Raw genomic sequence first — 21,094 nt, 5'->3', positions numbered from 1 at the left:
CACCGTTCCTCCTGCGCGGCTGAGGTCGCGGGCATGGCCCGCTCCTACAGGCGCAGTGCCTTACCTGTAGGAGCCAGCTTGCTGGCGATCCGGGTTTCTCGTCGACGCCAGCGCGGAAGGAGAGCGCGGAAATCGCCAGCAAGCTGGCTCCTACAAAGAGAAAGGATCGTGCCAGTCTCACCCTGTCCGAAATTCCGAAGCCTATGACCGGCAGCCCCAACCCGCTGTCGCCAGAATGCCTCCACTCCCCCGGCCCACCTCGGAGGCACCATGAACTACATGATCTCGCTGGCCATCGGCCTTGCCGTCGGCGCCCTGTACAACCTGCTGGACTTCCGCTCGCCCGCCCCGCCCGCGGTGGCGCTGGTCGGGCTGCTCGGCATGAGCATCGGCGAGAGTCTGCTGCCGGCCGGGCGCGAGCTGGTGCTGCGCTGGCTACAGTGAACAACCGGCACTTCCTTTCAACCCATCCGCTACGGACATTCCCCATGCAAGCCCTGCAATTCGCCTACACCGGAGACCTCGCCGCGCTGAAGCTGGTCGAGCTTCCCGACCCGGTTCCCGCCGCCGACGAAGTCCTGGTCGAGGTGCGCGCCGCCGGCCTCAACCCGAGCGACGTGAAGAACGTCCTCGGCCGCTTCCCCTACACCACCCTGCCCCGCGTGCCCGGCCGCGATTTCGCCGGCGTGGTGCTGGAAGGCCCGGAACATCTGCTCGGCCAGGCCGTCTGGGGCACCGGCAGGGGGCCCGGTTTCCTCAGCGACGGCAGCCATGCCCAGCGCCTCTGCCTGCCCGCCGCCGGCGTGGCGCTGATGCCGAAGGCGCTGAGCTTCGCCCAGGCCGCCAGTTGCGGGGTGCCCTACACCACCGCCTGGGACGCCCTGGAGCGCACCGGGGTCGGCGCCGGCACGCGGCTGCTGGTGATCGGCGTCGGCGCCGTGGGTTCGGCCGCCATCGCCCTGGCCAAGGCGCGCGGTGCGCAGGTGCTGGCCGGGGTGCGCCGCGCCGGTCAGGCGCAGCAGCTGAAGGCCCAGGGAATCGACGCGTTGACGCTGGATGCGCCGGAAGACCTGGCGGTACAGGTCGATCACGTATTCGCCGGCGGCGCCGAGGTGATCTTCGATACCACCGGCTTCTGGCTGCCGGCGGCGGTGCCGGCCCTGGCCACCTTCGGCCGCATCGCCATCATCGCCGCCCCGGTGGACGGCCAGGTGCAGCTGCCGGCCCTGGCGCTGTACCGCCGCGGCGGCGCGGTGGTCGGGGTCAACACGCTGCTCTACGACACCGTGGCCTGCGCGGCGATGCTCAGCCGCTTCGGCCAGCTGTTCGACGACGGCAGCCTGCCGCTGCCCATCGACGTCCACGAGTCGCCGCTCAGCGAAGGCCTCGAGCGCTATCGGGAAGTGAACGAGGGGCGCAGCGACAAGATCGTGCTGATTCCCTAACTGCAGATCGCCCCGACCTCCTCCACCGCTTCGGCCTGGCGCACGCGCCGGCCGAACGGCTGCGGCGCGGCCAGCGCGTAGCCCTGCACGTAATCCACGCCGATCTCCTGCAAGGCTTCGAGGATTTCCGTCGATTCGACGAATTCGGCCACGGTGCTCTTGCCCATCACATGGCCGATCTGGTTGATCATCTCGACCATCGCCCGGTCGATCGGGTCGTCGAGGATGTCCTTGACGAAGCTGCCGTCGATCTTCAGGTAGTCCACCGGCAGGTGCTTCAGGTAGGCGAAGGACGACATGCCGGCGCAGAAGTCGTCGAGGGCGAAGCGGTAGCCCAGCGCCTTGAGTTCGCCGACGAAGCGCGCCGCGCTGTCGAGGTCGGCGATGGCGCTGGTCTCGGTGATCTCGAAGCAGATGCGCTGCGGCGCCACGCCGTAGCGCGGCTGCAGTTCGCGCAGGAAATCGATGAAGGTGGGATCGCCGATGGTGGCGCCGGAAAGGTTCAGCGCGCAGGTGGAGATCGGCCGCCGCTCGCCGTCGCGGGCGCGTGCCGCCAGTTCCTCGAAGGCCCTGCGCACCACCCAGCGGTCCACCTGCGGCATCAGGCCGAAGCGCTCGGCGGCGGGGATGAAGTGGCCCGGCGAGACCAGCTGCCCGCCCTCGTCATGCAGGCGCAGCAGCAGTTCGACATGCTCGCCCTCGTCGCCGCAGGGCCGCAGCGGATAGATCGGCTGCGCGTAGAGGCAGAAGCGGTCTTCCTCCATGGCCAGGCGGATGCGCTGCACCCAGGTCATCTGGCCGAAGCGCTGCGCCAGCTCGGAGTCGTCGGCGCTGAACAGCTGGACGCGGTTGCGGCCCTTCTCCTTGGCCATGTAGCAGGCCATGTCGGCGCAGCGCAGCGCCTCCTCCACCGACTCCAGCCGGGTGGAGACATGCACCATGCCGATGCTGGCGGTGATCTTGAACGAGCGGCCGTTCCAGATGAAATGCAGGCCCTGCACCGTCTGCCGCAGGTGCTCGGCGATCTGCCCGGCGACCTCCGGCGGGCAGTTCTCCAGCAGGATGCCGAATTCGTCGCCGCCCAGCCGCGCCAGGGTGTCGACCTCGCGCAGGCCATCCTCCAGCGCGGCGCAGAGCTGGCGCAGCAGCTCGTCCCCGGCGGCATGCCCGCAGGTGTCGTTGACCAGCTTGAACTGGTCGAGATCGAGATACATCAGGCTGTGCCGGTCGCCCTGGCGCGCCGAGCGCTGCAAGGCCTGTTCGAGGCGGAATTCGAACTCGCGGCGGTTGGTCAGGCCGGTCAGCGCATCGTGGCTGGCCTGCCAGGACAGCTTCTCCATGTACTGCCGCTCGCGGGTGATGTCGTGCAGCACCAGCACCGCGCCGACCACCCGGCCGCGCGCCTGGATCGGCGTGCAGACCAGGGTCACCGCCACGCTGCCGCCGTCGGCCCGGCGGATGACCTTGCCCGATTCGCAGCAGCCGTCCGACTCGCCACGGAGAATCTGCCCGAGCACTGGCAGGCCTTCCTCGCGGGTACGCTCGTCGACGATCTGCAGCAGCCCCGCCAGCGGCCCACCGACGCCCGCGTCGGCATGGCAGCCGATCAGCCCGGCGGCGGCGGTGTTGACGAAGGTGACGCGGCCGCCCAGGTCGAGGGCGATGACCCCGTCGCCGATCGCCGCCAGGGTGGTCTGCGCCCGTTCACGCATGGCCTCCAGGGCATGTTCGAAGCTCTGCTGGCGCTGCAGCAGCTTGCCCGTGCGCCAGCTCGCCAGGGCGATCAGCGCGGCGCCGGTGAGCAGGTTCAGCGCCAGCAGCAGCCCCATCAGCTGGCGGGAAATGCTCCCGAGGGTCTCGGAGAAGGCCTGCTCGACCGGCGTCACCGCGACATTGATCGCCTCGATGCGATCGCTCAGCGCCTGCAGTTCGGCCGGCTCCACCCTGCCGCTGGAAATCCGCGCATGCAGGGTCTCGGCGACGGCCATCAGCTGGTCCAGATAGGTATCGCCGATCAGCCAGAGCTTCACCGCATGCTGGAACTGGCTGACATCGTGGAAGTTGCGGTACAGCCAGATCAGGCTGTCGACGTCGGCGGGATGGTTGCCGCCCTGCAGGGCGCCGCGCCGCGCGCGTTCGAGGTCCGGCTCGGGCTGGTCGAGGGAGAGGCGCATCACCCGGTCGCCGAGGGGAATGCCGATGGCGTCGAGATAGCCGCGGTAGTCCCGGGGGTTATGGGTGATGCCGTAGCGCTGCAGGTAGTAGATGGCGTCCTTCTGGCCCTTGGACCAGAGGCTTTCGCCGCCGACATAGGCGCGCACGGCGGAGAGCGCATACAGGCTCGCGCCGCTGATCAGCCCCTGGAAAAGCACCACCAGGACGAACGGCCATACCAGCCTCGCCAGGTGGGGAACACGCCGGAATCTGTCCTGCATGACTGCTTCCATCGATCGCACCGGTATTCTTCTTCACCCCTGCGCCCGCCAGGCACAGGCCCCCCCGGCTTCTCCGTCCGATCGCGACGGGTAGCTGGCATTCTGCCCATCAATACAGATAGGCGCTTGTCGCTGAATCCTCAAGAACTAATGCACGCGAGTATGGTTCTTTGGCCGTTCTGTCCTTGCCCGGCCGTCCATCGGAAAGGCCCCGGCGGCGGTCTTGCGAGGGTGGAGGCCATATGCCATATATCCGCCGCAACGCATTGCCGGGCCTGGGCAGCAAGGGAGAGAAGCTCACGTGCGAGAGAGGGACCTCGAAGCCGAGTACGACCGTCTGGTCGGACTCTGCTATGAATGCGTACTCGACGAAAACGCCTGGCTGCCGCTGCTCAAGGGGCTGGCCGGCGCCACCGGCCGGCAGTTCGGCGCCCTGCTGTTCTGGGACCTGAACTCCGCCACCGCACAGGCGAGCGAGATCAATCTCTGCGAATCCTCGGCCATCGACGCCTACAACCGCGAATTCTGCAATCTCGATCCGAGCCGCGGCTTCATGCTCAACCGGGCGGTGGGCGACTGGTATCACGATCTCCAGCACTACGGCCGGCAGAACATCCTGACCGACCCGTACTACCAGGAATTCCACTTCCCCCACGGGATGCGCAACATCTCCTGCATGAAGCTCCACGAGCAGCCGTCGTCGGGCATCTTCCTGTCGCTGCTGACCAGCACCGACGCCGCGGAGCCCGGCGCGGAACAGCAGGCCCTGCTGCGGCGCCTCGGCCCGCATCTGCTGCAGGCCGCGCGGATGTTCGAACGGATCAGCGACATGCGCGTGGAGCTGGCCAAGCGCGACCTGCTGCTCGACCAGCATCCGACGCCGCTATGGCTGCTCGACAGCGACAGCCGGGTGCTCTACTGCAACCAGGCCGCGCAGCAGCGCATGCGCCAGCGCGGCGCGCCCTTCTACGAAAACTTCCAGCGCCTGCACAGCCGCCAGCAGGGCGCCCGCCTGCAGGCGCTGGTCCGCCAGGCCTGCGAACGCAGGGACAGGAGCAAGCGCCAGGCCGGCTGGCTGCGCCTCGACGGCGATCCGCCCTGCGAGCTGCTGGTCACGCCGATCCCGGCCGACGCTGCGTTCAACCTGCAGTTCCAGAAACCCCTGGCGCTGCTCGCCCTGCTCGAACAGGCAAGGCCGGGCCCGCTGCTGGCCGAACTGTTCGGCCTGTCCCCCGCCGAGCGGCGCCTGTGCGAACTGCTGAGCCTGAACCTGACCCCGGAGCAGTGCGCGGAGCGCCTGGGCGTGTCGATCAACACCGTGCGCAGCCAGTTGCGCAGCCTGTTCCGCAAGACCGGCACCGAGCGCCAGGTGGAGCTGGTCGGCCTGATCGGGCGGCTGCGCCAGTAGGCCGGAAATAAAAAAAGCTGCCGACCGAAGTCGGCAGCCAGGCACACGCAAAGGCTCAGTTCTGGATGATGGTGGCGGTGCCGTTGGTGCCGGCCTGCAGCACGTAGGCGGTATTGCCGGTGCTGGTCTGGGTGACGAAGGCCTCGTTGCCCATGCCGCCCTGCAGCACGGTGGCGACGTGGTCGCTGCCAGTCTGGGAGATGTCCGCCAGGTTTTCGCTGGACCCCGAGTACTGCTCCACGTGCGCCGTGTTGAGGCTGCCGACCTGATCGACGTCCACGACATTGTCGTCGCCGTGGCTGTAGCCGGTGATCAGGTTGTCGGTGCCGGACTGGTCGGCGGTCAGGACGTTGCCGTCGTCGTCCTGCTCGAAATACAGCTCGTTGCTGTTGCCGCCACCCTGGGTGACGGTCGCCTGGTGGTTGTTGCCGGATTGGCTGAGGGACGAGACGTTCCAGCCGCCGTCCGCCTGGGTGACGGATGCGCTGTTGTAGTTGCCGGTCTGGGTCAGGGCGGACTGGTTGCCGTCGCCGTCGTGCTGCGACACGCTGGCGAGGTTGCCGTTGCCGGCCTGGGTCAGGGCGGAGCCGTTGCCGTCGCCGTGCTGCTGGGTGACGTGGGCATCGTTGCCGTCGCCGTCCTGGTCGAGGACCGATACGTTGCCACCGCCCCAGTTCTGCTCGACCAGCGCCGAGTTGCCAGCGCCGACGCCGTTCTGGGTCACCTCGGAATAGTTGCCGTCGGCGCTGAACAGCTGGTTGACCGTGGAGGTGTTGCTGGTGCCTGTCTGGGTCTGCACGGAGATGTTGCTGTTGGCATCCGCGCCCTGATAGACCTTGGCGTAGTGATCGTCGCCATCCTGGACCTGCAGGGCCTGGTTGCCTTCGCCCCACTGCTGCCAGATCTCCGCCTCGTGGCTGGTGCCGCTCTGCAGCTGGGTGGCGTAGTTGCCGGTCGAGACGTAGGCATTCTCCGCGAATGCCTTGTTCGCGGAACCATCCTGTACCTGATAGACATGGTTGGCCGTGGCCTCGTCGTGCTGGTCCACGGTTGCGGTGTTGCCGTTGCCGGTCTGCGCCTGCGCAGCCTCGTTGTAGTAGGCCCCCCACTTCTGCTCGATGGTGGCGGTATTGCCGTTGCCCGCCTGCGCCTGGCCAGCCACGTTGCCGGTGGATACGTCCAGCTGCCTGACGTTGGCCGTGTTGTTGTCGCCCGCCTGCACCTGGGTCGAGGTGTTGCCGTCGGAGATTCCGGTCTGCATCGCGGTGGAGTCATTGCCGTCGCCGCTCAGCTGGATCTGGGTGGCGGTGTTGCCCGCCGCCATGACCTGCGCGCTGGCAAGGGTCAGGATTGCGATGGCCAGGGGTTTTAGCTTGAACATGGTCGATCTCCTTGGGTTGCGCTCGTTGTGTGCGGCCGACTTCAGCGCAGCTGGCGTACCTGCACGCTCTGGCCATTGCCGTATTGGGTGATGCCGGTGTTGAGGCCGTAGCCGGCCTGTTCGATGCTGGCGCTGTTGCCGGCGCCGTACTGCGTGATCTGGGCCTGGTTGTAGGCGCCGACCTGCGAGATCCACGCCTCGTTGGCCGAGCCGTACTGGCCGATGGCGGCCATCTGCCCGGTGCCCTGCTGCAGGATGAAGGCCTCCTGGTCGCTGCCGGCCTGCACGATCAGCCCCAGCGAGCCGTGGCCGGTCTGGCTCAGCGTGGCGTGGTTGGCGGCGCCCTGCTGCAGCACGTAGGCGCGGTTGTTGGCGACCGGAAGCCGGTCGCGCAGCACGACCAGGTCGAGGTCCGGGGCGAGGTCGAAGTTGTCCGCCAGGTCACCGGCCCACGCCGGCATGCAGCCCCAGCCCCCCAGGAGTGCCAGCACTATGGCTGTGCGAATGCCTTGCAGGAGCCCCATGGCGATTTCCCTTCCTCGATACGGATGGCGCCAGTTTCAGAGGGGGCTCGCCGGCCCGGTATCGGTAGATGGATGGAAAATGCGCGCCCTGGGGATTAATCCGGGTGGAAGCGCAGCCATTCCGCGCAGGTCTGCCGGCCGGGCTGGATGCCGTGGGGGGATGAATCCGGAGGTGCTACTCCAGCCTGAGCTGGCTGCGCAGGAGGAACACCGCTTCGACGCGGTTCGACGCTCCCAGCTTGCCCAGGAGATTGTGGATATGGCTTTTGACGGTATGCGGACTGAGGCAGAGATGGCTGGCGATCTCGGCGTTGGACAGGCCCTTGCCCGCCAGGCCGAGGATTTCCTGCTCGCGGCCGGTCAGCCCGGCCAGGCTTTCGGGGGACTGGCGCAGGCGGCGGAACTGCCAGAGCAGTTGCTCCAGCACGGTGCGCGGCAGCCAGACGCCGCCATCGAGCAGCGTCCGCAGCCCGCTCAGCACCTGCTCGCGGCTGGCGTGGCTGTAGAACACGCCGTTGATCCCCGGGTGCCTGTCCACCAGGCGCTCGGCTTCCTTCGCGGAGACATTCACCAGCGCCCCGGGCGCCTGCGCCAGAAGGCGTTCGAGCAGCATCGAGAGCTGCGGCTGCTCGACGCTGCCGACGTCGAGCAGCCATAGCGCGGTATCGGCCGGCAGGCTCAGGTCGAGCGGCTGCAGGGTGACCTCCCACTCGTCGCTGCTGCCGAGAAAATGCCGGAACAACTGGCCGAGCAGTTCGTTGGCGGTGAGCAGGGTGATTTCTCGTGGCCGGCCGGCCCTTTCACTGCGAAGCAAATCCATTTCCATGAAAACGTCCCTGGCGTACGTCTTGAAGATTCCGCTATGAGGGCGACCATCCCCGATAGCCAATTGACATCAAACCTTAGTCCGGGAAAGCCCCCCGGACCATCATTCATCTGGATGAATCTTTCGACCGCTCGTCGGTGCCGGCCTCGCATCCGCCATACCGCCGCCACTTTCATTCACATGAATGATGGCCGCGCGCTGCCAAGCCACTAGCTTGTCTCCCATGGTCGCCGTCCAGCGCAGACGGCACCTTTCGAGCTGAAGCAGGGGGGAACGGCGGAATGGAAGAGCGGACGCGACAACTGGCGGTCTCGCTGGAAGAAGCCATCGGCAGGCTGGAGCGGAAGATCCGCCAGCTCGGCAGGGGGTTCGTCCCGCGGGCGGACGGGCCGGTGCAGGCCGAGCGGCCGCCCTTCTCCATGCGCGCTTCGCGGCCGGCGGCGCCCCGCGCCGGCAACGCCGTGCTGATCGACTATCTCTACGGCATCAACAGCCCCCTGGGGGAGCAGAATCCCGCGGGGCTGACCGAGGAGCTGTTCCATTACGCCTGCAGCGCCCCGGCGCCACGCGCGCTGCGTTCGCGCCGGCAACGGCTGTCGCGGGAGATAGACGCCTGCTGCCACCTGCGGGCCGGGCAGGCGCGCATCCTCTGCGTGGGCAGCGGCCACCTGCGCGAAGCGGAATTGTCGAAGGCGCTGCGCCACGGCCATTTCGGCGAGTTCGTCGCCTTCGACAGCCATCCGCCGCACCTGCAGGTGATCGAACAGTGCTATGGCAGCCTTGGCGTGCGCACCTGCCTCGGCGGCATCGAGCAGTTCCCGGGCGGCTATCCCGAGCTGCGCGACTTCGACCTGATCTACTGCCCCAGCCTCTGCGAACAGCTCGACGACAGGCTCGCCGCCACCCTCGTCCGCGACCTGTTCCGCCGCCTGAAGCCCGGCGGCCGGCTGCTGCTGGCCAACTTCCGGCCAGGCGTGCCGAACATCGCCTACCTCGAAGGCCTGCTCGACTGGCGGCCGCGCTATCGCGGCGCCGAGGCGCTACAGGCGCTGCTCGGCGGAATTCCAGAAGAGGAGATCGGCGGCACCCGCGTCTTCCATGACCTGAGCGGCTGCGTGGCGTTCGTCGAGGCGATCCGCCACGGCTGACTCAATGTTGCAGGTGGCCGTATAGCTTCGCGTATAGCCCGCCATCAGCGATCAGTTGCTGATGGTCGCCATCCTCGGCGATGCGCCCGCCGTCGAACACCAGCACGCGATCGGCCTGCTTAACCGCGGACAGGCGGTGGGCGATGATCAGCGTGGTGCGGCCTTCCAGATAGTGCGCCAAAGCCTGGTGCAGGGCGAATTCGGTGGCGGCGTCGAGGGCCGAAGTGGCCTCGTCGAGGATCACCACCTTGGGTTCGGCGAGGACCATGCGGGCGATCGCCAGGCGCTGCCGCTGGCCGCCGGAGAGACGCACGCCGGAACGCCCGACCACGCTGTCCAGTCCCTGCGGCAGGGCGCGGATGGTGTCGGCCAGCTGGGCGATCTGCAGCGCGCGCCAGCAGGCGTCGTCGCTGCGCTCGCGGCCCATGGTCAGGTTGGCGCGCACGGTGTCGTTGAACAGCGCCGGATGCTGCAGCACCACGGCGACGTTGTCGCGCAGGGTTTCCAGGCCGATCTCCGCCTGGCTCGCGCCGCCGAAGGCGATGCTGCCGGCCTGCGGCGTATAGAGCCCGAGCAGCAGCTGCACCAGGGTGCTCTTGCCGCCGCCGCTGGCGCCGACGATGGCGACCTTCTCGCCCGGCGCGATGTCCAGGTCCATGTCCTGCAGCACCGGTTCCTCGCCGTAGGCGAAGGTCAGCCCGCGCACCTGGATGCCGACGGTCGGCCGGTTCAGGAACGGGTCGACGCCGCCGCGGTACTGCGGCTCGTCCTTGCGCGCCAGCAGCTCGTTGATCCGCACCAGCGCGCCGCCGGCGGCGTAGAAGGCGTACTGCAGGCTGAGCAGCTGCTCCACGGGGCCGATCATGAACCACAGGTAGCTGAACACCGCCAGCATCTGGCCGATGGACAGGTCGGAGAGCAGCACGGTGATCATCGCCGCGGCGCGGAACACGTCGATGCCGAACTGGAACAGCAGGCCGCTGGCGCGTCCGGCGGCGTCGCTCTTCCACTGCGAGGCGACGGCGTAGTCGCGCACTTCCCTGGCGCGCAGGCCGAGGCGGCCGAGGAAATGCCCCTGGCGGTTGCCGGCGCGGACTTCCTGGATCGCCTCCAGGGTCTCGGTGAGCGCCTGGGTGAAGCGCGAGGTGCTGTCGTTCTCCAGCTTCTTCAGGTGCTTGACGCGCTTGCCCAGCTGCACGGTGGCGAAGATCACCAGCGGGTTGAACAGCAGGATCAGCAGCGCCAGCTTCCAGTGCATCCAGATCAGGATCGCCGCGGTGCCGGTCAGGGTCAGGATGGCGACCAGCAGCTTGCTCAGGGTCTCGCCGATGAAGCGGTCGATGGTGTCCAGGTCGGTGACCAGGTGCGCGTTGACCGAGCCGCTGCCGAGGGTCTCGTACTCGCCGAGGGAGATGCGCTTGAGGCGTTCGATCAGGCGCAGGCGGATGCGGTACACCACGTCCTTGCCGAGGCTGGCGAACAGCCTGGCCTGCACCACGTTGAACACCAGCGAGGCGCCGCGCAGCGTCAGGGTCACCAGCAGCATCAGGCCGATGTAGCCGATCGGCCGCTGCCAGCCGTCCGGCAGGAAGTCGTTCATGAACAGCAGGGCGGCGTCGCCCTTGCCGAGCAGCACTTCGTCCACCAGCAGCGGCAGCAGCAGCGGGATCGGTACGCTGCAGAGGGTGGCGAACACCGCCACCAGGTTGGCGAGCATCAGGGACTTGCGGTGACGCAGGGCGAGCCTGCGGATTTCCGTCCAGCTCAGGCGATCGGGGGTTTCAGACATGTCGTCCGCGCTCCAGCCAGCGGGCCAGCAGGGGGGAAAGCTCTGCCAGCGGCTGGTAGCCGTTGGTCAGCAGGGCCAGTTGGCCGTTGCGTTCGGCCAGCAGGGTGGGAAAGCCGGCGATGCCGAGATCGCGGGCGCGGCCGAAATCGGCCAGGGTGGCGAGGTGGTTCTCCTGGCTGTCGAACGCCTCGGCGAATTCGATGCGCGGCAGGCCGACGCCTTCCGCCAGCTCGGCGAGCAGGGGTGCCTGGGTCACGTCGCGGCCCTCGGCGTAGAAGGCATGCTGGATGGCCTTGACCAGCGCCCAGGCGCACGCCGCGTCCAGCCCGCGCGCCGCCACCACGGCGCGGCAGGCCGGCTCGGTGTCGTAGACGAAGCCGTCCGGCAGGGCGTTGTCGAAGAGGAACGGCTGCCCGGTGCCGAGCTGCACCGCCTGCCAGTGCTGGAGGATCCTGTCGCGGGTGGCCGGGTCCAGCGCCGCGCCGTGGCCGGTGCGCAGGCCGCCGAGCAGCAGGGTCATGCCGATCCCTTCGGCGGCGGCCTGTTCCGCCAGCGCCTGCGCCACGGGGGCGAAGCCCCAGCACCAGGAGCACATGGGGTCCATCACGTAGAGCAGGCGGGCGTTGGCCAAGGTTCAGTTCTCCACTGCGGCTTGCCGCGGGTCGCGGCCGATGGGATGCGGCTGGTTGCGCGCCTTCGCCAGTTCGATCTGCTTCTGCCGCTCGCGGGCGCTGGCGCGGGTCTTCTCGCTCAGCGAATCCCAGCAGTGCGGGCAGCTGATGCCGGGGGCGTAGTGCCCGGACTGGCGATCCTCGACCGAGATCGGGTTGCGGCAGGCGTGGCACTGGTCGTAGTCGCCCTCGGAGAGGTCGTGGCGCACGGTCACGCGGTTGTCGAAGACGAAGCAGTCGCCGCGCCACAGGCTTTGCTGCTCGGGCACTTCCTCCAGGTACTTGAGGATGCCGCCCTTGAGGTGGAACACCTCTGCGAAGCCCTCGCCGAGCATGTAGCTGGAAGCCTTCTCGCAGCGGATGCCGCCGGTGCAGAACATGGCGACCTTCCTGTGCTTCGCGGGGTCGAAGTTGGCGCGGATGTAGTCGGGAAATTCGCGGAACGACTGGGTCTTCGGATCGATCGCGCCCTCGAAGGTGCCGATCGCCACCTCGTAGTCGTTGCGCGTGTCGATCAGCAGCACCTCGGGGTCGGAGATCAGCGCGTTCCAGTCCTGCGGCTCGACGTAGGTGCCGACCTGGCTGTTCGGGTCCACGCCCGGCACGCCGAGGGTGACGATTTCCTTCTTCAGCTTGACCTTGGTGCGGTAGAACGGCTGCTCGTCGCAGTACGACTCCTTGTGGTCGACGTCGACCAGGCGCGGATCGCCTTTCAGCCAGGCCAGCAGGGCGTCGATGCCTTCGCGGGTGCCGGAGACGGTGCCGTTGATGCCTTCCTCGGCGAGCAGCAGGGTGCCCTTGATGCCGTTGTCGAGCAGGGTTTGCAGCAGGGGTTCGCGCAGCGCGACGTAGTCCGGCAGGGAGACGAACTTGTAGAGCGCCGCGACGACGATCTTCTGGGTCATTGCGGGGTATTTCCTTTCAGTAATCGCCCACGTAAAGGGCGGACCGGCCAGGTATCTGGACCTGGCGAAAACGACAGCGCCGGCGAAGGCCGGCGCTGCGTGGATTCTACCCGAGCGGGGCACGCCCCGCACCTTCGCCTCAGTGCGCGTCGTGCTTGCTGCCGCCGCGGCAGGTCGGCGAATCCGGCGCCATGCCCTGCGTCGCCCACTCATCTGGGGTGTAGGTGTGCAGGGCCAGGGCGTGGAACTGCCCCATCAGGTCGCCCAGGCTGGCGTAGACCTTCTGGTGCCGCTTGACGGCGTTCAGCCCGGAAAACACCGGGCTGACCACGACTGCCTTGAAGTGCGTCTCCAGCCCGCGGCTGTGCATGTGGCTCTCGTCGAACACTTCGAGGTGCTGCGGTTCGAGGGCGGCCAGGGCGGTCTGGAGTCGTTCACGCATACTCATGTTCACTCTCTCGGAAGCCGCTCGTCAGGGCTTCTTGGCTGGGGCTGCGGGGGCCTTCACGCCCAGTTCCTTGTCCATGTCGGCGAGCAGCTTGTTCACCGGATCGACGGCGTTCTGCAGCTTGGACTGGGTCAGCTGGGCGGACTGCGCGGTCAGGCGCGGCATCCTCTCCAGGACTTTCTTGCCCAGGGGCGATGCATAGAAGGTGTTCAGTTGCTTGAGTTCGGACTCGGTGAAGTTGTCGGTGTAGAGCTTGATCAGGTCCGGCTTGATCTTGTCCCAGCCCACCGCGCGGTCCAGCTCGGTATTGGCCTTGGCCTGGTAGCGGTCGAGCACGGCCTTCTTGCTTTCCGGCGCCTTGGCCTGGGCGAAGCGCTGGGCGAACATCTGCTGCACCTGCGCGTACACCGGCGTGGTCAGGCGGTCGGCGTGCACCTGCTTGAGGAATTTCTCGGCCTCGGCGGCGGAATCGGCCAGGGCTACCGAGCTGAAGCCCACCAGCAGGGCGGCGGTGCAAATCTTGCGGAGATTGGTCATGGGCAGTCCTTGAGTGTGAAGTTGGGTATCCATAAGGCCCTCCATTCTTGGCACAAGTTCAGGTTCCCCTCAAGATTCGCCGATGACGGAATGCCAGCAGCGGCCGGCGATCGCCTGGCGCCGGGGATCGCTTGCCCTGCCTCCGGTGAACCGGCATCCTGAGTCCGGTTGCCACATGGATGTGTCCGATGACTACTCACGCCACCATTTCGCCGGCCGGCTGGTTCCAGCCCCTGTGCGACGCGCGGGGCCGGCTGGACCCGGCGGCGGTCGGCTGGTCGGTACGACCGCGGGTGAACTGCCAGCTGCCGGGCAACCTGGGCCGGCGCAAGCGCTGGAACCACTGGTGCATCGTCACCCCCGGCTGGATGCTCTCGCTGACCATCGCCGACCTGGATTACCTCGGCTACGGCGCCATCTATTTCCTCGACCTGGAAACCGGCAAGTCGGTGAGCCGCTCGCAGCTGCAGCCGTTCGGCTGGGGCTGCCAGCTGCCCGACATGCCCAACCAGAGCCACTCCTTCCAGCACGACCGGCTGACCCTGAAGTTCGACGAGCAGCCCGGCCGCCTGCGCATCTCCGCCCACGCGCCGGACCTCGGCGGCCTGCCGATGCTGATGTCGCTGGAAGTCCAGCGGCCGTCGCACCTGGAGTCGGTCAACCTGGTGGCGCCGATGGGCGGCCGCCACTTCCACGCCTGCAGCCGGCAGATGGGCCTGCCGATCACCGGCAGCCTGCGCCTGGGCAGCGACAGCTACCACTGCGAGCCCGGCCAGAGCTTCGCCGCGCTGGATTTCGGCCGCGGCGTGTGGCCGCTGAACAGTTGGTGGCAACGCGCCGCCTTCGCCGCGCCCGGCGGCATCGCCGGCAACTTCGGCTGGGGCTGGACCGACCGCAGCGAGCTGAAGGAGAACGCCCTGTGGTTCGGCGGCGAACTGCTGCACCTGCGCGCCCCGGTGGAAATCCGCCAGCCCGCCGACGGCGAGCAGGCGCCATGGAACCTGAGCAGCGCCTGCGGCAGCGTCGAACTGCTGTTCATCCCGCGCAAGCTGCATCGCGCCTGCCCTACCCTCGCCTGCCTGTACAGCGACACCCGGCAGTGGTTCGGCCGCTTCGACGGCTTCCTGCGCAACGCCGCCGGCACCCGCGTGCCGGTGGCCGGCGCGCTCGGCTGGATCGGCGAGACCAACGCCCGCTGGTAGGTCTGTCATCGGCTTTAGGGAGCATGGAACCCGGAGCACCAAGTACGGCCTAAACTGGCCGAGACCGACCAGGAGAATTCGCCATGAGCCGCACCGAAACCGACAGCCTGGGCCCCATCGAAGTCCCCGATGACGCCTACTGGGGCGCCCAGACCCAACGCTCGCTGGAAAACTTCGCCATCGGCGGCCAACGCATGCCGCTGGCCGTGGTCCATGCCCTGGCGCTGATCAAGAAGGCCGCCGCGCGGGTCAACGACCGCCTCGGCGAACTGCCGCCGGAGGTCGCCCGGCTGGTCGAACAGTCCGCCAACGAGGTGCTGGCCGGCAGGCACGACGAGCAGTTCCCGCTGGTGGTCTGGCAGACCGGCAGCGGCACGCAGAGCAACATGAACGTCAACGAGGTGATCGCCGGCCGCGCCAACGAGCTGGCCGGCAACCCGCGCGGCGGCAAGGCGCCGGTGCACCCGAACGACCACGTCAACCGCGCGCAGAGTTCCAACGACTGCTTCCCCACCGCCATGCACATCGCCGCCGCCAAGGCCGTGCACGAGCAGCTGCTGCCGGCCATCGCCGAACTGCGCGACGGCCTCGCCGAACAGGCCGCGCGCCACGCGAAGCTGGTGAAGACCGGCCGCACGCACCTGATGGACGCCACGCCGGTGACTTTCGGCCAGGAGCTGTCGGCCTTCGTCGCCCAGCTCGACTACGCCGACCGCGCCATCCGCGCCGCGCTGCCGGCGGTCTACGAACTGGCCCAGGGCGGCACCGCGGTGGGCACCGGGCTGAACGCGCCGAAGGGCTTCGCCGACGCCATCGCCGCCGAGCTGGCCGCGCTGTCCGGCCTGCCCTTCGTCTCCGCGCCGAACAAGTTCGCCGCCCTCGCCGGCCACGAGCCGCTGGTGGTGATCGGCGGCGCGCTGAAGACCCTCGCCGTGGCGCTGATGAAGATCGCCAACGACCTGCGCCTGCTCGGCTCCGGCCCGCGCGCCGGGTTCGCCGAGGTGAAGCTGCCGGCCAACGAGCCGGGCAGCTCGATCATGCCTGGCAAGGTCAACCCGACCCAGTGCGAGGCGCTGTCGATGCTGGCCTGCCAGGTGTTCGGCAACGACGCCGCGATCACCTTCGCCGCCAGCCAGGGCCACCTGCAGCTCAACGTGTTCAAGCCGGTGATCATCCACAACCTGCTGGAATCGGTGCGCCTGCTGGCCGACGGCTGTCGCAACTTCAACAGCCACTGCATCGCCGGCATGCAGCCGGACGCGCGGCAGATGGCCGAGCACCTGGAGCGCGGGCTGATGCTGGTGACCGCGCTCAACCCGCACATCGGCTACGACAAGGCCGCCGAGATCGCCAAGAAGGCCTACGCCGAAGGCACCACCCTGCGTGCCGCGGCGCTGGCGCTGGGGCACCTGACGGAGGAACAGTTCGACCAGTGGGTGCGCCCGGAAACCATGCTGGAGGCCGGCCAGAATGGTTGAATCGACGAAGTTCGGCGCGACCCCGCTGGAGGGCGACGGCAAGCGCATCCTGCTGATCCTCGGCACGCCGAAACCCTTCGGCTTCTGCCACGCCCTCGCCGAGGCCTACGCCCAGGGCGCGCGCAGCAAGGGCCACGTGGTGCACGTACTGAAGCTCGGCGAACTGCATTTCGACCCGGTGCTGCGCGGCGGCTACGAGCAGAACCAGGTGCTCGAACCCGACCTGCTGGAAGCCCAGCGGCAGATCCACTGGGCCGAGCACCTGGCGCTGGTCTACCCGGTCTGGTGGGGCGGCTTGCCGGCGCTGCTGCAGGGCTTCTTCGACCGCGTGCTGCTGCCCGGCTTCGCCTTCCGCTACCGCCATCCGGAAGACCGCGACTGGGAAAAACTCCTTGGCGGGCGCACCGCCGACCTGCTGGTCAGCCACGACCAGCCCCGCTGGCGCTACCGCATCCGCCAGGGCGCCCCGGCGTTCCGCCAGATGCAGCACGGCATCCTCGAAGCCTGCGGCATCCACACCCACCACCTGGAGGAATTCAGCCCGGTGCGCAGCTCCAACGAGGAACAGCGGCAGGCCTGGCTGAAGCGGGCGGAGCAGTTGGGGACGCAGGTGTGAGGAAATCCCCTCTCCCGTTCATGGGAGAGGGTGAATGAACCTCAGCCGTTCTCCGAAACCGCCATCCGCGCCCGGCGCGCCCGGTAGCTCTTCAGCAGCGACGGCGCCAGCGCGATCAGCGCCGAGCCGCCGACCACCAGCAGCGCGCCGATATAGGCCAGCCCGTTCAGGCTTTCCGGGTGCACATGGTCGGGCCACAGGGAAGCCGCCACGGCCACCGAGATGAAGGTCACCAGCGGCGTGATCGACAGGGTCGCGCTGACCCGCGAGGCCTCCCAGTGCGCCAGCGCCTCGGCGAAGGCGCCGTAGGCCACCAGGGTGTTCAGGCAGCAGGCCAGCAGCAGCCAGAACTGCAGCGGGTTGAGGTCGAACACTTCGGCCGGATGCGCCCAGGGCGTCAGCAGCGCCGCGCAGCCGAGGTAGATCACCATCATCACCTGCACCGAGCTCCACTGGGTCAGCAGCTGTTTCTGCGCCAGCCCGTAGAAGGTCCAGACGAACGCCGCGAGCACCACGATCAGCACGCCGACGGTGTAGTCACCGAGGGAGCCGAACAGCTCCGCCAGGCGCTGGTTGAAGAACAGCCCGAAGCCACAGAACAGCACCGCGAGGCCCAGCGCCTGGCCGATGCTGAAGCTTTCCTTGAAGACGAACAGGCTGCCGAGCAGCAGCAGGATCGGCGCGATCTGGATCACCAGTTGGGTGGTGCCCGGCGAGAGCATGCGCAGGCCGATCAGGTAGAACACGTAGTTGCCGGTCAGCCCGCCGACGGCGAGCACCACCAGCAGGCCGCCGCTGCGTCCCAGCGGCCGGAAGCGCGGCAGCTGGCGGGTGAAGGCGAGGTAGATCAGCAGCAGGCCGCCGGAAACGACCAGGCGAAACCAGGTCACGGTGACCGGGTCCATGACCTTGAGGACTTCCTTCAGCTTGATCGGCAGGATGCCCCAGAGCACGGCGGTGACCAGGGCGAGAAACAGACCGAATTGCCAGCGGCCGGAAGAAACGTGCATGGGAGCCTCGACGCGTGAGTGGTCGACCATGCTATGCCAGCCGAAGCCGTGCCGACAGGAACAGTTAAGCGGGGCAACTGTGCTGGTCGGCTGGGACGGACGTGCTCTATCCAGCCACCTGCAATAGGTCGCGGGCATGGCCCGCTCCTACAAGGTGCAGGATTTGTGTAGGAGCGGGCCATGCCCGCGACCAGCTACCTGCCGATCCCATCAGGCACAACACACGTAGGGTGGACGTCGCTTTCCACGTCCACCATGGTGGAAAACGCTTCGCGGTTTTCCACCCTACAACCGATCGTACCGCCGCTACAGTTTCCGCCCCCAGCTGTGCCTGTCGACCCTGCGCCTCGGCTCCTAGACTGCAATGAAGCCCACCCGGAGACCGCCCATGCCCCTTTCCCTCGAATCACTGGAACAGGCCGCCGCCATCGTCCACGCCAGCCTGCCGCCCACCCCGCAATTCCGTTGGCCGCTGCTCGGCGAGGCGCTGGGTTGCGAAGCCTGGGTCAAGCACGAGAACCACTCGCCGGTGGGTGCCTTCAAGCTGCGTGGCGGGCTGGTGTATTTCCAGCGCCTCAGCGAGCAGCCGGAACGACCGCGTGGGGTGATCAGCGCCACCCGCGGCAACCACGGCCAGTCCATCGCCTTCGCCGCGGCACGTCATGGCATGCAGGCCACCATCGTCGTGCCCCACGGCAACAGCCGCGAGAAGAACGCGGCGATGCGCAGCCTCGGCGCCAACCTGGTCGAACATGGCGAGGACTTCCAGGCCGCCCGCGAACATGCCGCCGAACTGGCGAAGCGCGACGGCCTGCACCTGGTGCCGTCCTTCCATCCCTGGCTGGTGGCCGGGGTCGCCAGCTACAGCCTGGAGTTGTTCCGCGCCGTGGCCGGGCTGGACGTGGCCTACGTGCCGATCGGCATGGGCTCGGGCATCTGCGGGATGATCGCGGCGCGCAACGCGCTGGGACTGAAGACGCGCATCGTCGGCGTGGTGTCGAAGCATGCGCCGGCCTACGCGCTGTCCTTCGCCGCGGGCAAGCCGGTCAATCATCCGACCAGCACCCGCCTTGCCGATGGCATGGCCTGCAGCACTCCGGACCCGCAGGCATTGGCGATCATCCTCGACGGCGCCGATCACATCGTGCAGGTGGATGACGAGGAAGTCGGCGCGGCCATGCGCCTGTATTTCAGCGCCACCCACAATGTCGCCGAAGGCGCGGGCGCGGCGGCGCTGGCGGCTGCGATGCAGGAGCGCAAGAAGCTGGCGGGGTTGAAGGTGGGATTGGTGTTGAGCGGTGGGAATGTGGATCGCGAGGTGTTTGCGGGGGAGCTGCATCAGTAGGGTGGATCAGCTCCATCGATCCACCACCCCGCAACTCCAGGCCCCGCAATGGTGGATGAAAAAAGCCTCATCCACCCTACGGGAGCTCACAGCTTGGCAATCGACACTTCCGTCGACTTCACGAAAGCGATCACCTCGCTGCCCACCGCCAGTTCCAGCTCCTTCACGGAACGGGTGGTGATCACCGAGGTGACCACACCGGCGGCGGTCTGCACGTCGATTTCCGAGAGCACCGGGCCCTCGATGATTTCCTTCACGGTGCCCTTGAACTGGTTGCGGACGTTGATGGCTTTGATGGTCATGGCATTTCTCCTTGGGGATGTTCGGATCAGAGCGCCCAGCGCAGTTGCGTGGGCAGGGGTTGTACGGGTTCCGGCTCGGCGGTGGCCGCCGGTTGGGCCAGTACGCGGTCGAGGACTTCCGCTTCCAGCGCGGCCAGCCGTGCCGAACCGCGGGAGCGCGGGCGGGCCAGGTCGACCAGCAGGTCGAGGCCGATCTCGCCGTCCTCGATCAGGATCACCCGGTCGGCGGTGGCCACAGCCTCGCTGACGTCGTGGGTGACCAGCAGCACGGTGAAGCCATGCTGCCGCCACAGGCGTTCGATCAGTTGCTGCATCTCGATGCGGGTCAGCGCATCCAGCGCGCCGAGCGGCTCGTCGAGCAGCAGCAGGCGCGGCCGGTGGATCAGCGCGCGGGCCAGGGCGACGCGCTGCTTCTGGCCGCCGGACAAGGCCGCCGGCCATTCATGGGCGCGATCCGCCAGCCCCACTTCCTCCAGCGCCTGCAAGGCCTGGCCGCGCCAGTCGCCGGAAAGACCGAGGCCGACGTTGTCGATCACCCGCTTCCACGGCAGCAGCCGCGAGTCCTGGAACATCAGGCGGGTTTCCTCGCGGGCCGCCTCCAGCGGCGCCGGACCGGCCAGCAGCGCGCCGCCGCTGGGCTGGTCGAGCCCGGCGAGCAGGCGCAGCAGGGTGCTCTTGCCGCAGCCGCTGCGGCCGACGATGGCGACGAACTGGCCGGCGGGAATGTGCAGGTCGATGCCCCTGAGCACCTCGCGCTCGCCGAAGCGCTTCACCACGCCTTCCAGCGCCAGCGGGATGCCCTGCCTGAGCAGTGCGTTGTTCACCGCGTTCATGCGGCACCTCCCTTGCGATAGGCCGGGTGCCAGCGCAGCCAGACGCGCTCCAGGCCGCGGGCGGAAACGTCGGCGAGCTTGCCGAGCACGGCATAGAGCAGGATCGCCAGCACCACCACGTCGGTCTGCAGGAACTCCCGGGCGTTCATCGCCAGGTAGCCGATGCCGGCGTTGGCGGAAATGGTCTCGGCGACGATCAGGGTCAGCCACATGAAGCCGAGGGCGAAGCGCACGCCGACCAGGATCGACGGCAGCGCGCCGGGCAGGATCACCTGGCGGAACAGGCCGAAGCCGGACAGGCCGTCGCTGCGCGCCATCTCCAGCAGCCCCGGGTCGATGTTGCGGATGCCGTGGTAGGTGTTCAGGTAGATGGGGAACAGCGTGCCGAGGGCGACCAGGAAGATCTTCGCCGACTCGTCGATGCCGAACCACAGGATCACCAGCGGGATCAGCGCCAGGTGCGGGACGTTGCGGATCATCTGCACCGAGCTGTCGAGGAAGCGCTCGCCCCACTTCGACAGGCCGGTGACCAGGCCCAGCGCCAGGCCGATGCCGCCGCCGATGGCGAAACCGATGGCGGCGCGCCAGGTGCTGATCGCCAGGTGCCGCCAGAGCTCGCCGCTCTGCACCAGTTGGTAGCCGGCCGCGACCACCGCGCTCGGCGCCGGCAGGATGCGGCTGGACAGCCAGCCGGTTTCCACCGCCAGTTGCCAGATGGCGACCAGCGCCACCGGCAGGGCCCAGGGCGCGAGGCGCTGGGCAATTGAATTCACGTGCTTATTTGCCATTGC

21 protein-coding genes are annotated in these 21,094 nt (G+C 68.1%); 8 read left to right on the top strand and 13 right to left on the bottom strand.

Translation table 11 applies throughout. The annotated features are described in order from the left end of the window. Positions 1 to 270 precede the first annotated feature (270 nt). Positions 271 to 444 carry a DUF1427 family protein gene (locus BLR75_RS04205; protein WP_084310120.1) on the top strand — a complete coding sequence of 58 codons (174 nt, stop codon included), beginning with the start codon at positions 271 to 273 and terminating at the stop codon, positions 442 to 444. A gap of 44 nt (positions 445 to 488) precedes the next feature. Beyond that, positions 489 to 1,445: a quinone oxidoreductase family protein gene (locus BLR75_RS04200; RefSeq protein ID WP_084310119.1), complete on the top strand. Its 957-nt coding sequence runs from the start codon at positions 489 to 491 to the stop codon at positions 1,443 to 1,445. Here the strand turns inward: BLR75_RS04200 and BLR75_RS04195 are convergent. After that, positions 1,442 to 3,880: an EAL domain-containing protein gene (locus BLR75_RS04195; protein ID WP_090415989.1), complete on the bottom strand. Its 2,439-nt coding sequence runs from the start codon at positions 3,878 to 3,880 to the stop codon at positions 1,442 to 1,444. The two genes, BLR75_RS04200 and BLR75_RS04195, sit on opposite strands and share 4 nt — an antisense overlap. A 301-nt stretch (positions 3,881 to 4,181) precedes the next feature. On the opposite strand from BLR75_RS04195, the gene BLR75_RS04190 reads away from it, so the two are divergent. Next, on the top strand, positions 4,182 to 5,288 hold the full coding sequence (locus BLR75_RS04190) for a helix-turn-helix transcriptional regulator (protein WP_084310115.1): 1,107 nt from the start codon (positions 4,182 to 4,184) through the stop codon (positions 5,286 to 5,288). A 55-nt stretch (positions 5,289 to 5,343) separates the two neighbouring features. Here BLR75_RS04190 and BLR75_RS04185 read toward each other — a convergent pair whose 3' ends face one another. The 3 genes from BLR75_RS04185 to BLR75_RS04175 all read right to left on the bottom strand — a co-directional run bounded on the left by BLR75_RS04185 (position 5,344) and on the right by BLR75_RS04175 (position 8,013). Continuing rightward, positions 5,344 to 6,669, bottom strand: a complete 1,326-nt coding sequence (locus tag BLR75_RS04185) for a hypothetical protein (RefSeq protein WP_084310113.1) — start codon at positions 6,667 to 6,669, stop codon at positions 5,344 to 5,346. A gap of 41 nt (positions 6,670 to 6,710) precedes the next feature. Beyond that, on the bottom strand, positions 6,711 to 7,193 hold the full coding sequence (locus BLR75_RS04180; RefSeq protein WP_371858101.1) for a curlin: 483 nt from the start codon (positions 7,191 to 7,193) through the stop codon (positions 6,711 to 6,713). Positions 7,194 to 7,368: 175 nt separating this feature from the next. Next, positions 7,369 to 8,013 carry a helix-turn-helix transcriptional regulator gene (locus tag BLR75_RS04175; protein ID WP_090415988.1) on the bottom strand — a complete coding sequence of 215 codons (645 nt, stop codon included), beginning with the start codon at positions 8,011 to 8,013 and terminating at the stop codon, positions 7,369 to 7,371. A 287-nt stretch (positions 8,014 to 8,300) separates the two neighbouring features. Here BLR75_RS04175 and BLR75_RS04170 point away from each other — a divergent pair, with 287 nt between their 5' ends. Then, on the top strand, positions 8,301 to 9,167 hold the full coding sequence (locus BLR75_RS04170; protein WP_084310110.1) for a class I SAM-dependent methyltransferase: 867 nt from the start codon (positions 8,301 to 8,303) through the stop codon (positions 9,165 to 9,167). Position 9,168: 1 nt separating this feature from the next. Here BLR75_RS04170 and BLR75_RS04165 read toward each other — a convergent pair whose 3' ends face one another. The 5 genes from BLR75_RS04165 to BLR75_RS04145 all read right to left on the bottom strand — a co-directional run bounded on the left by BLR75_RS04165 (position 9,169) and on the right by BLR75_RS04145 (position 13,562). Continuing rightward, entirely contained in the window at positions 9,169 to 10,956 is a 1,788-nt protein-coding gene (locus BLR75_RS04165) for an ABC transporter ATP-binding protein (protein ID WP_084310108.1), read from the bottom strand. Beyond that, positions 10,949 to 11,551, bottom strand: a complete 603-nt coding sequence (locus tag BLR75_RS04160; RefSeq protein ID WP_084310170.1) for a DsbA family protein — start codon at positions 11,549 to 11,551, stop codon at positions 10,949 to 10,951. Before BLR75_RS04160 ends, BLR75_RS04165 begins: the two co-directional genes overlap by 8 nt. Before the next feature lie 39 nt (positions 11,552 to 11,590). After that, positions 11,591 to 12,532, bottom strand: coding sequence for an oxygen-dependent tRNA uridine(34) hydroxylase TrhO (trhO, locus tag BLR75_RS04155; protein ID WP_084310106.1), 942 nt, complete (start codon positions 12,530 to 12,532; stop codon positions 11,591 to 11,593). A gap of 139 nt (positions 12,533 to 12,671) precedes the next feature. Continuing rightward, positions 12,672 to 12,980, bottom strand: a complete 309-nt coding sequence (locus tag BLR75_RS04150; protein ID WP_084310104.1) for a BolA family protein — start codon at positions 12,978 to 12,980, stop codon at positions 12,672 to 12,674. A gap of 24 nt (positions 12,981 to 13,004) precedes the next feature. Next, the gene (locus BLR75_RS04145) at positions 13,005 to 13,562 is read right to left on the bottom strand and encodes a DUF2059 domain-containing protein (protein ID WP_090415987.1); all 558 of its coding nucleotides are present in this window, start codon (positions 13,560 to 13,562) and stop codon (positions 13,005 to 13,007) included. Positions 13,563 to 13,705: 143 nt separating this feature from the next. Here BLR75_RS04145 and BLR75_RS04140 point away from each other — a divergent pair, with 143 nt between their 5' ends. The 3 genes from BLR75_RS04140 to BLR75_RS04130 all read left to right on the top strand — a co-directional run bounded on the left by BLR75_RS04140 (position 13,706) and on the right by BLR75_RS04130 (position 16,813). Beyond that, on the top strand, positions 13,706 to 14,719 hold the full coding sequence (locus BLR75_RS04140; RefSeq protein WP_084310100.1) for a DUF2804 domain-containing protein: 1,014 nt from the start codon (positions 13,706 to 13,708) through the stop codon (positions 14,717 to 14,719). Between the two features lie 83 nt (positions 14,720 to 14,802). After that, a complete protein-coding gene (locus tag BLR75_RS04135; RefSeq protein ID WP_084310098.1) occupies positions 14,803 to 16,197 on the top strand; it encodes a class II fumarate hydratase in 1,395 nt (464 codons plus the stop codon). Beyond that, positions 16,190 to 16,813 (top strand): NAD(P)H-dependent oxidoreductase, encoded by a 624-nt coding sequence (locus tag BLR75_RS04130; RefSeq protein WP_084310096.1) that lies wholly within the window; start codon positions 16,190 to 16,192, stop codon positions 16,811 to 16,813. Before BLR75_RS04135 ends, BLR75_RS04130 begins: the two co-directional genes overlap by 8 nt. A 41-nt stretch (positions 16,814 to 16,854) precedes the next feature. Here BLR75_RS04130 and BLR75_RS04125 read toward each other — a convergent pair whose 3' ends face one another. Then, entirely contained in the window at positions 16,855 to 17,823 is a 969-nt protein-coding gene (locus BLR75_RS04125) for a DMT family transporter (RefSeq protein WP_084310094.1), read from the bottom strand. 388 nt (positions 17,824 to 18,211) lie between these two features. Between BLR75_RS04125 and BLR75_RS04120 the strand changes: the two genes are divergently transcribed. After that, positions 18,212 to 19,168 carry a threonine dehydratase gene (locus BLR75_RS04120; RefSeq protein ID WP_084310093.1) on the top strand — a complete coding sequence of 319 codons (957 nt, stop codon included), beginning with the start codon at positions 18,212 to 18,214 and terminating at the stop codon, positions 19,166 to 19,168. 86 nt (positions 19,169 to 19,254) lie between these two features. Here BLR75_RS04120 and BLR75_RS04115 read toward each other — a convergent pair whose 3' ends face one another. From BLR75_RS04115 to ssuC, 3 genes are read right to left on the bottom strand one after another with little or no spacing between them, the layout of a single operon-like run. Further along, positions 19,255 to 19,470 (bottom strand): TOBE domain-containing protein, encoded by a 216-nt coding sequence (locus tag BLR75_RS04115; protein WP_084310092.1) that lies wholly within the window; start codon positions 19,468 to 19,470, stop codon positions 19,255 to 19,257. A gap of 26 nt (positions 19,471 to 19,496) precedes the next feature. Beyond that, positions 19,497 to 20,303 carry an aliphatic sulfonates ABC transporter ATP-binding protein gene (gene ssuB / locus BLR75_RS04110; RefSeq protein WP_084310091.1) on the bottom strand — a complete coding sequence of 269 codons (807 nt, stop codon included), beginning with the start codon at positions 20,301 to 20,303 and terminating at the stop codon, positions 19,497 to 19,499. Next, positions 20,300 to 21,091 (bottom strand): aliphatic sulfonate ABC transporter permease SsuC, encoded by a 792-nt coding sequence (gene ssuC / locus BLR75_RS04105; protein WP_084310090.1) that lies wholly within the window; start codon positions 21,089 to 21,091, stop codon positions 20,300 to 20,302. Before ssuC ends, ssuB begins: the two co-directional genes overlap by 4 nt. Between the last annotated feature and the right edge of the window lie 3 nt (positions 21,092 to 21,094).

Origin of the sequence: Pseudomonas jinjuensis (genome assembly GCF_900103845.1) — a bacterium.
Lineage (GTDB): Bacteria > Pseudomonadota > Gammaproteobacteria > Pseudomonadales > Pseudomonadaceae > Pseudomonas > Pseudomonas jinjuensis.
The sequence above is the reverse complement of the archived record's forward strand: the minus strand, read 5'-3'. Positions and strand labels throughout refer to the sequence as shown.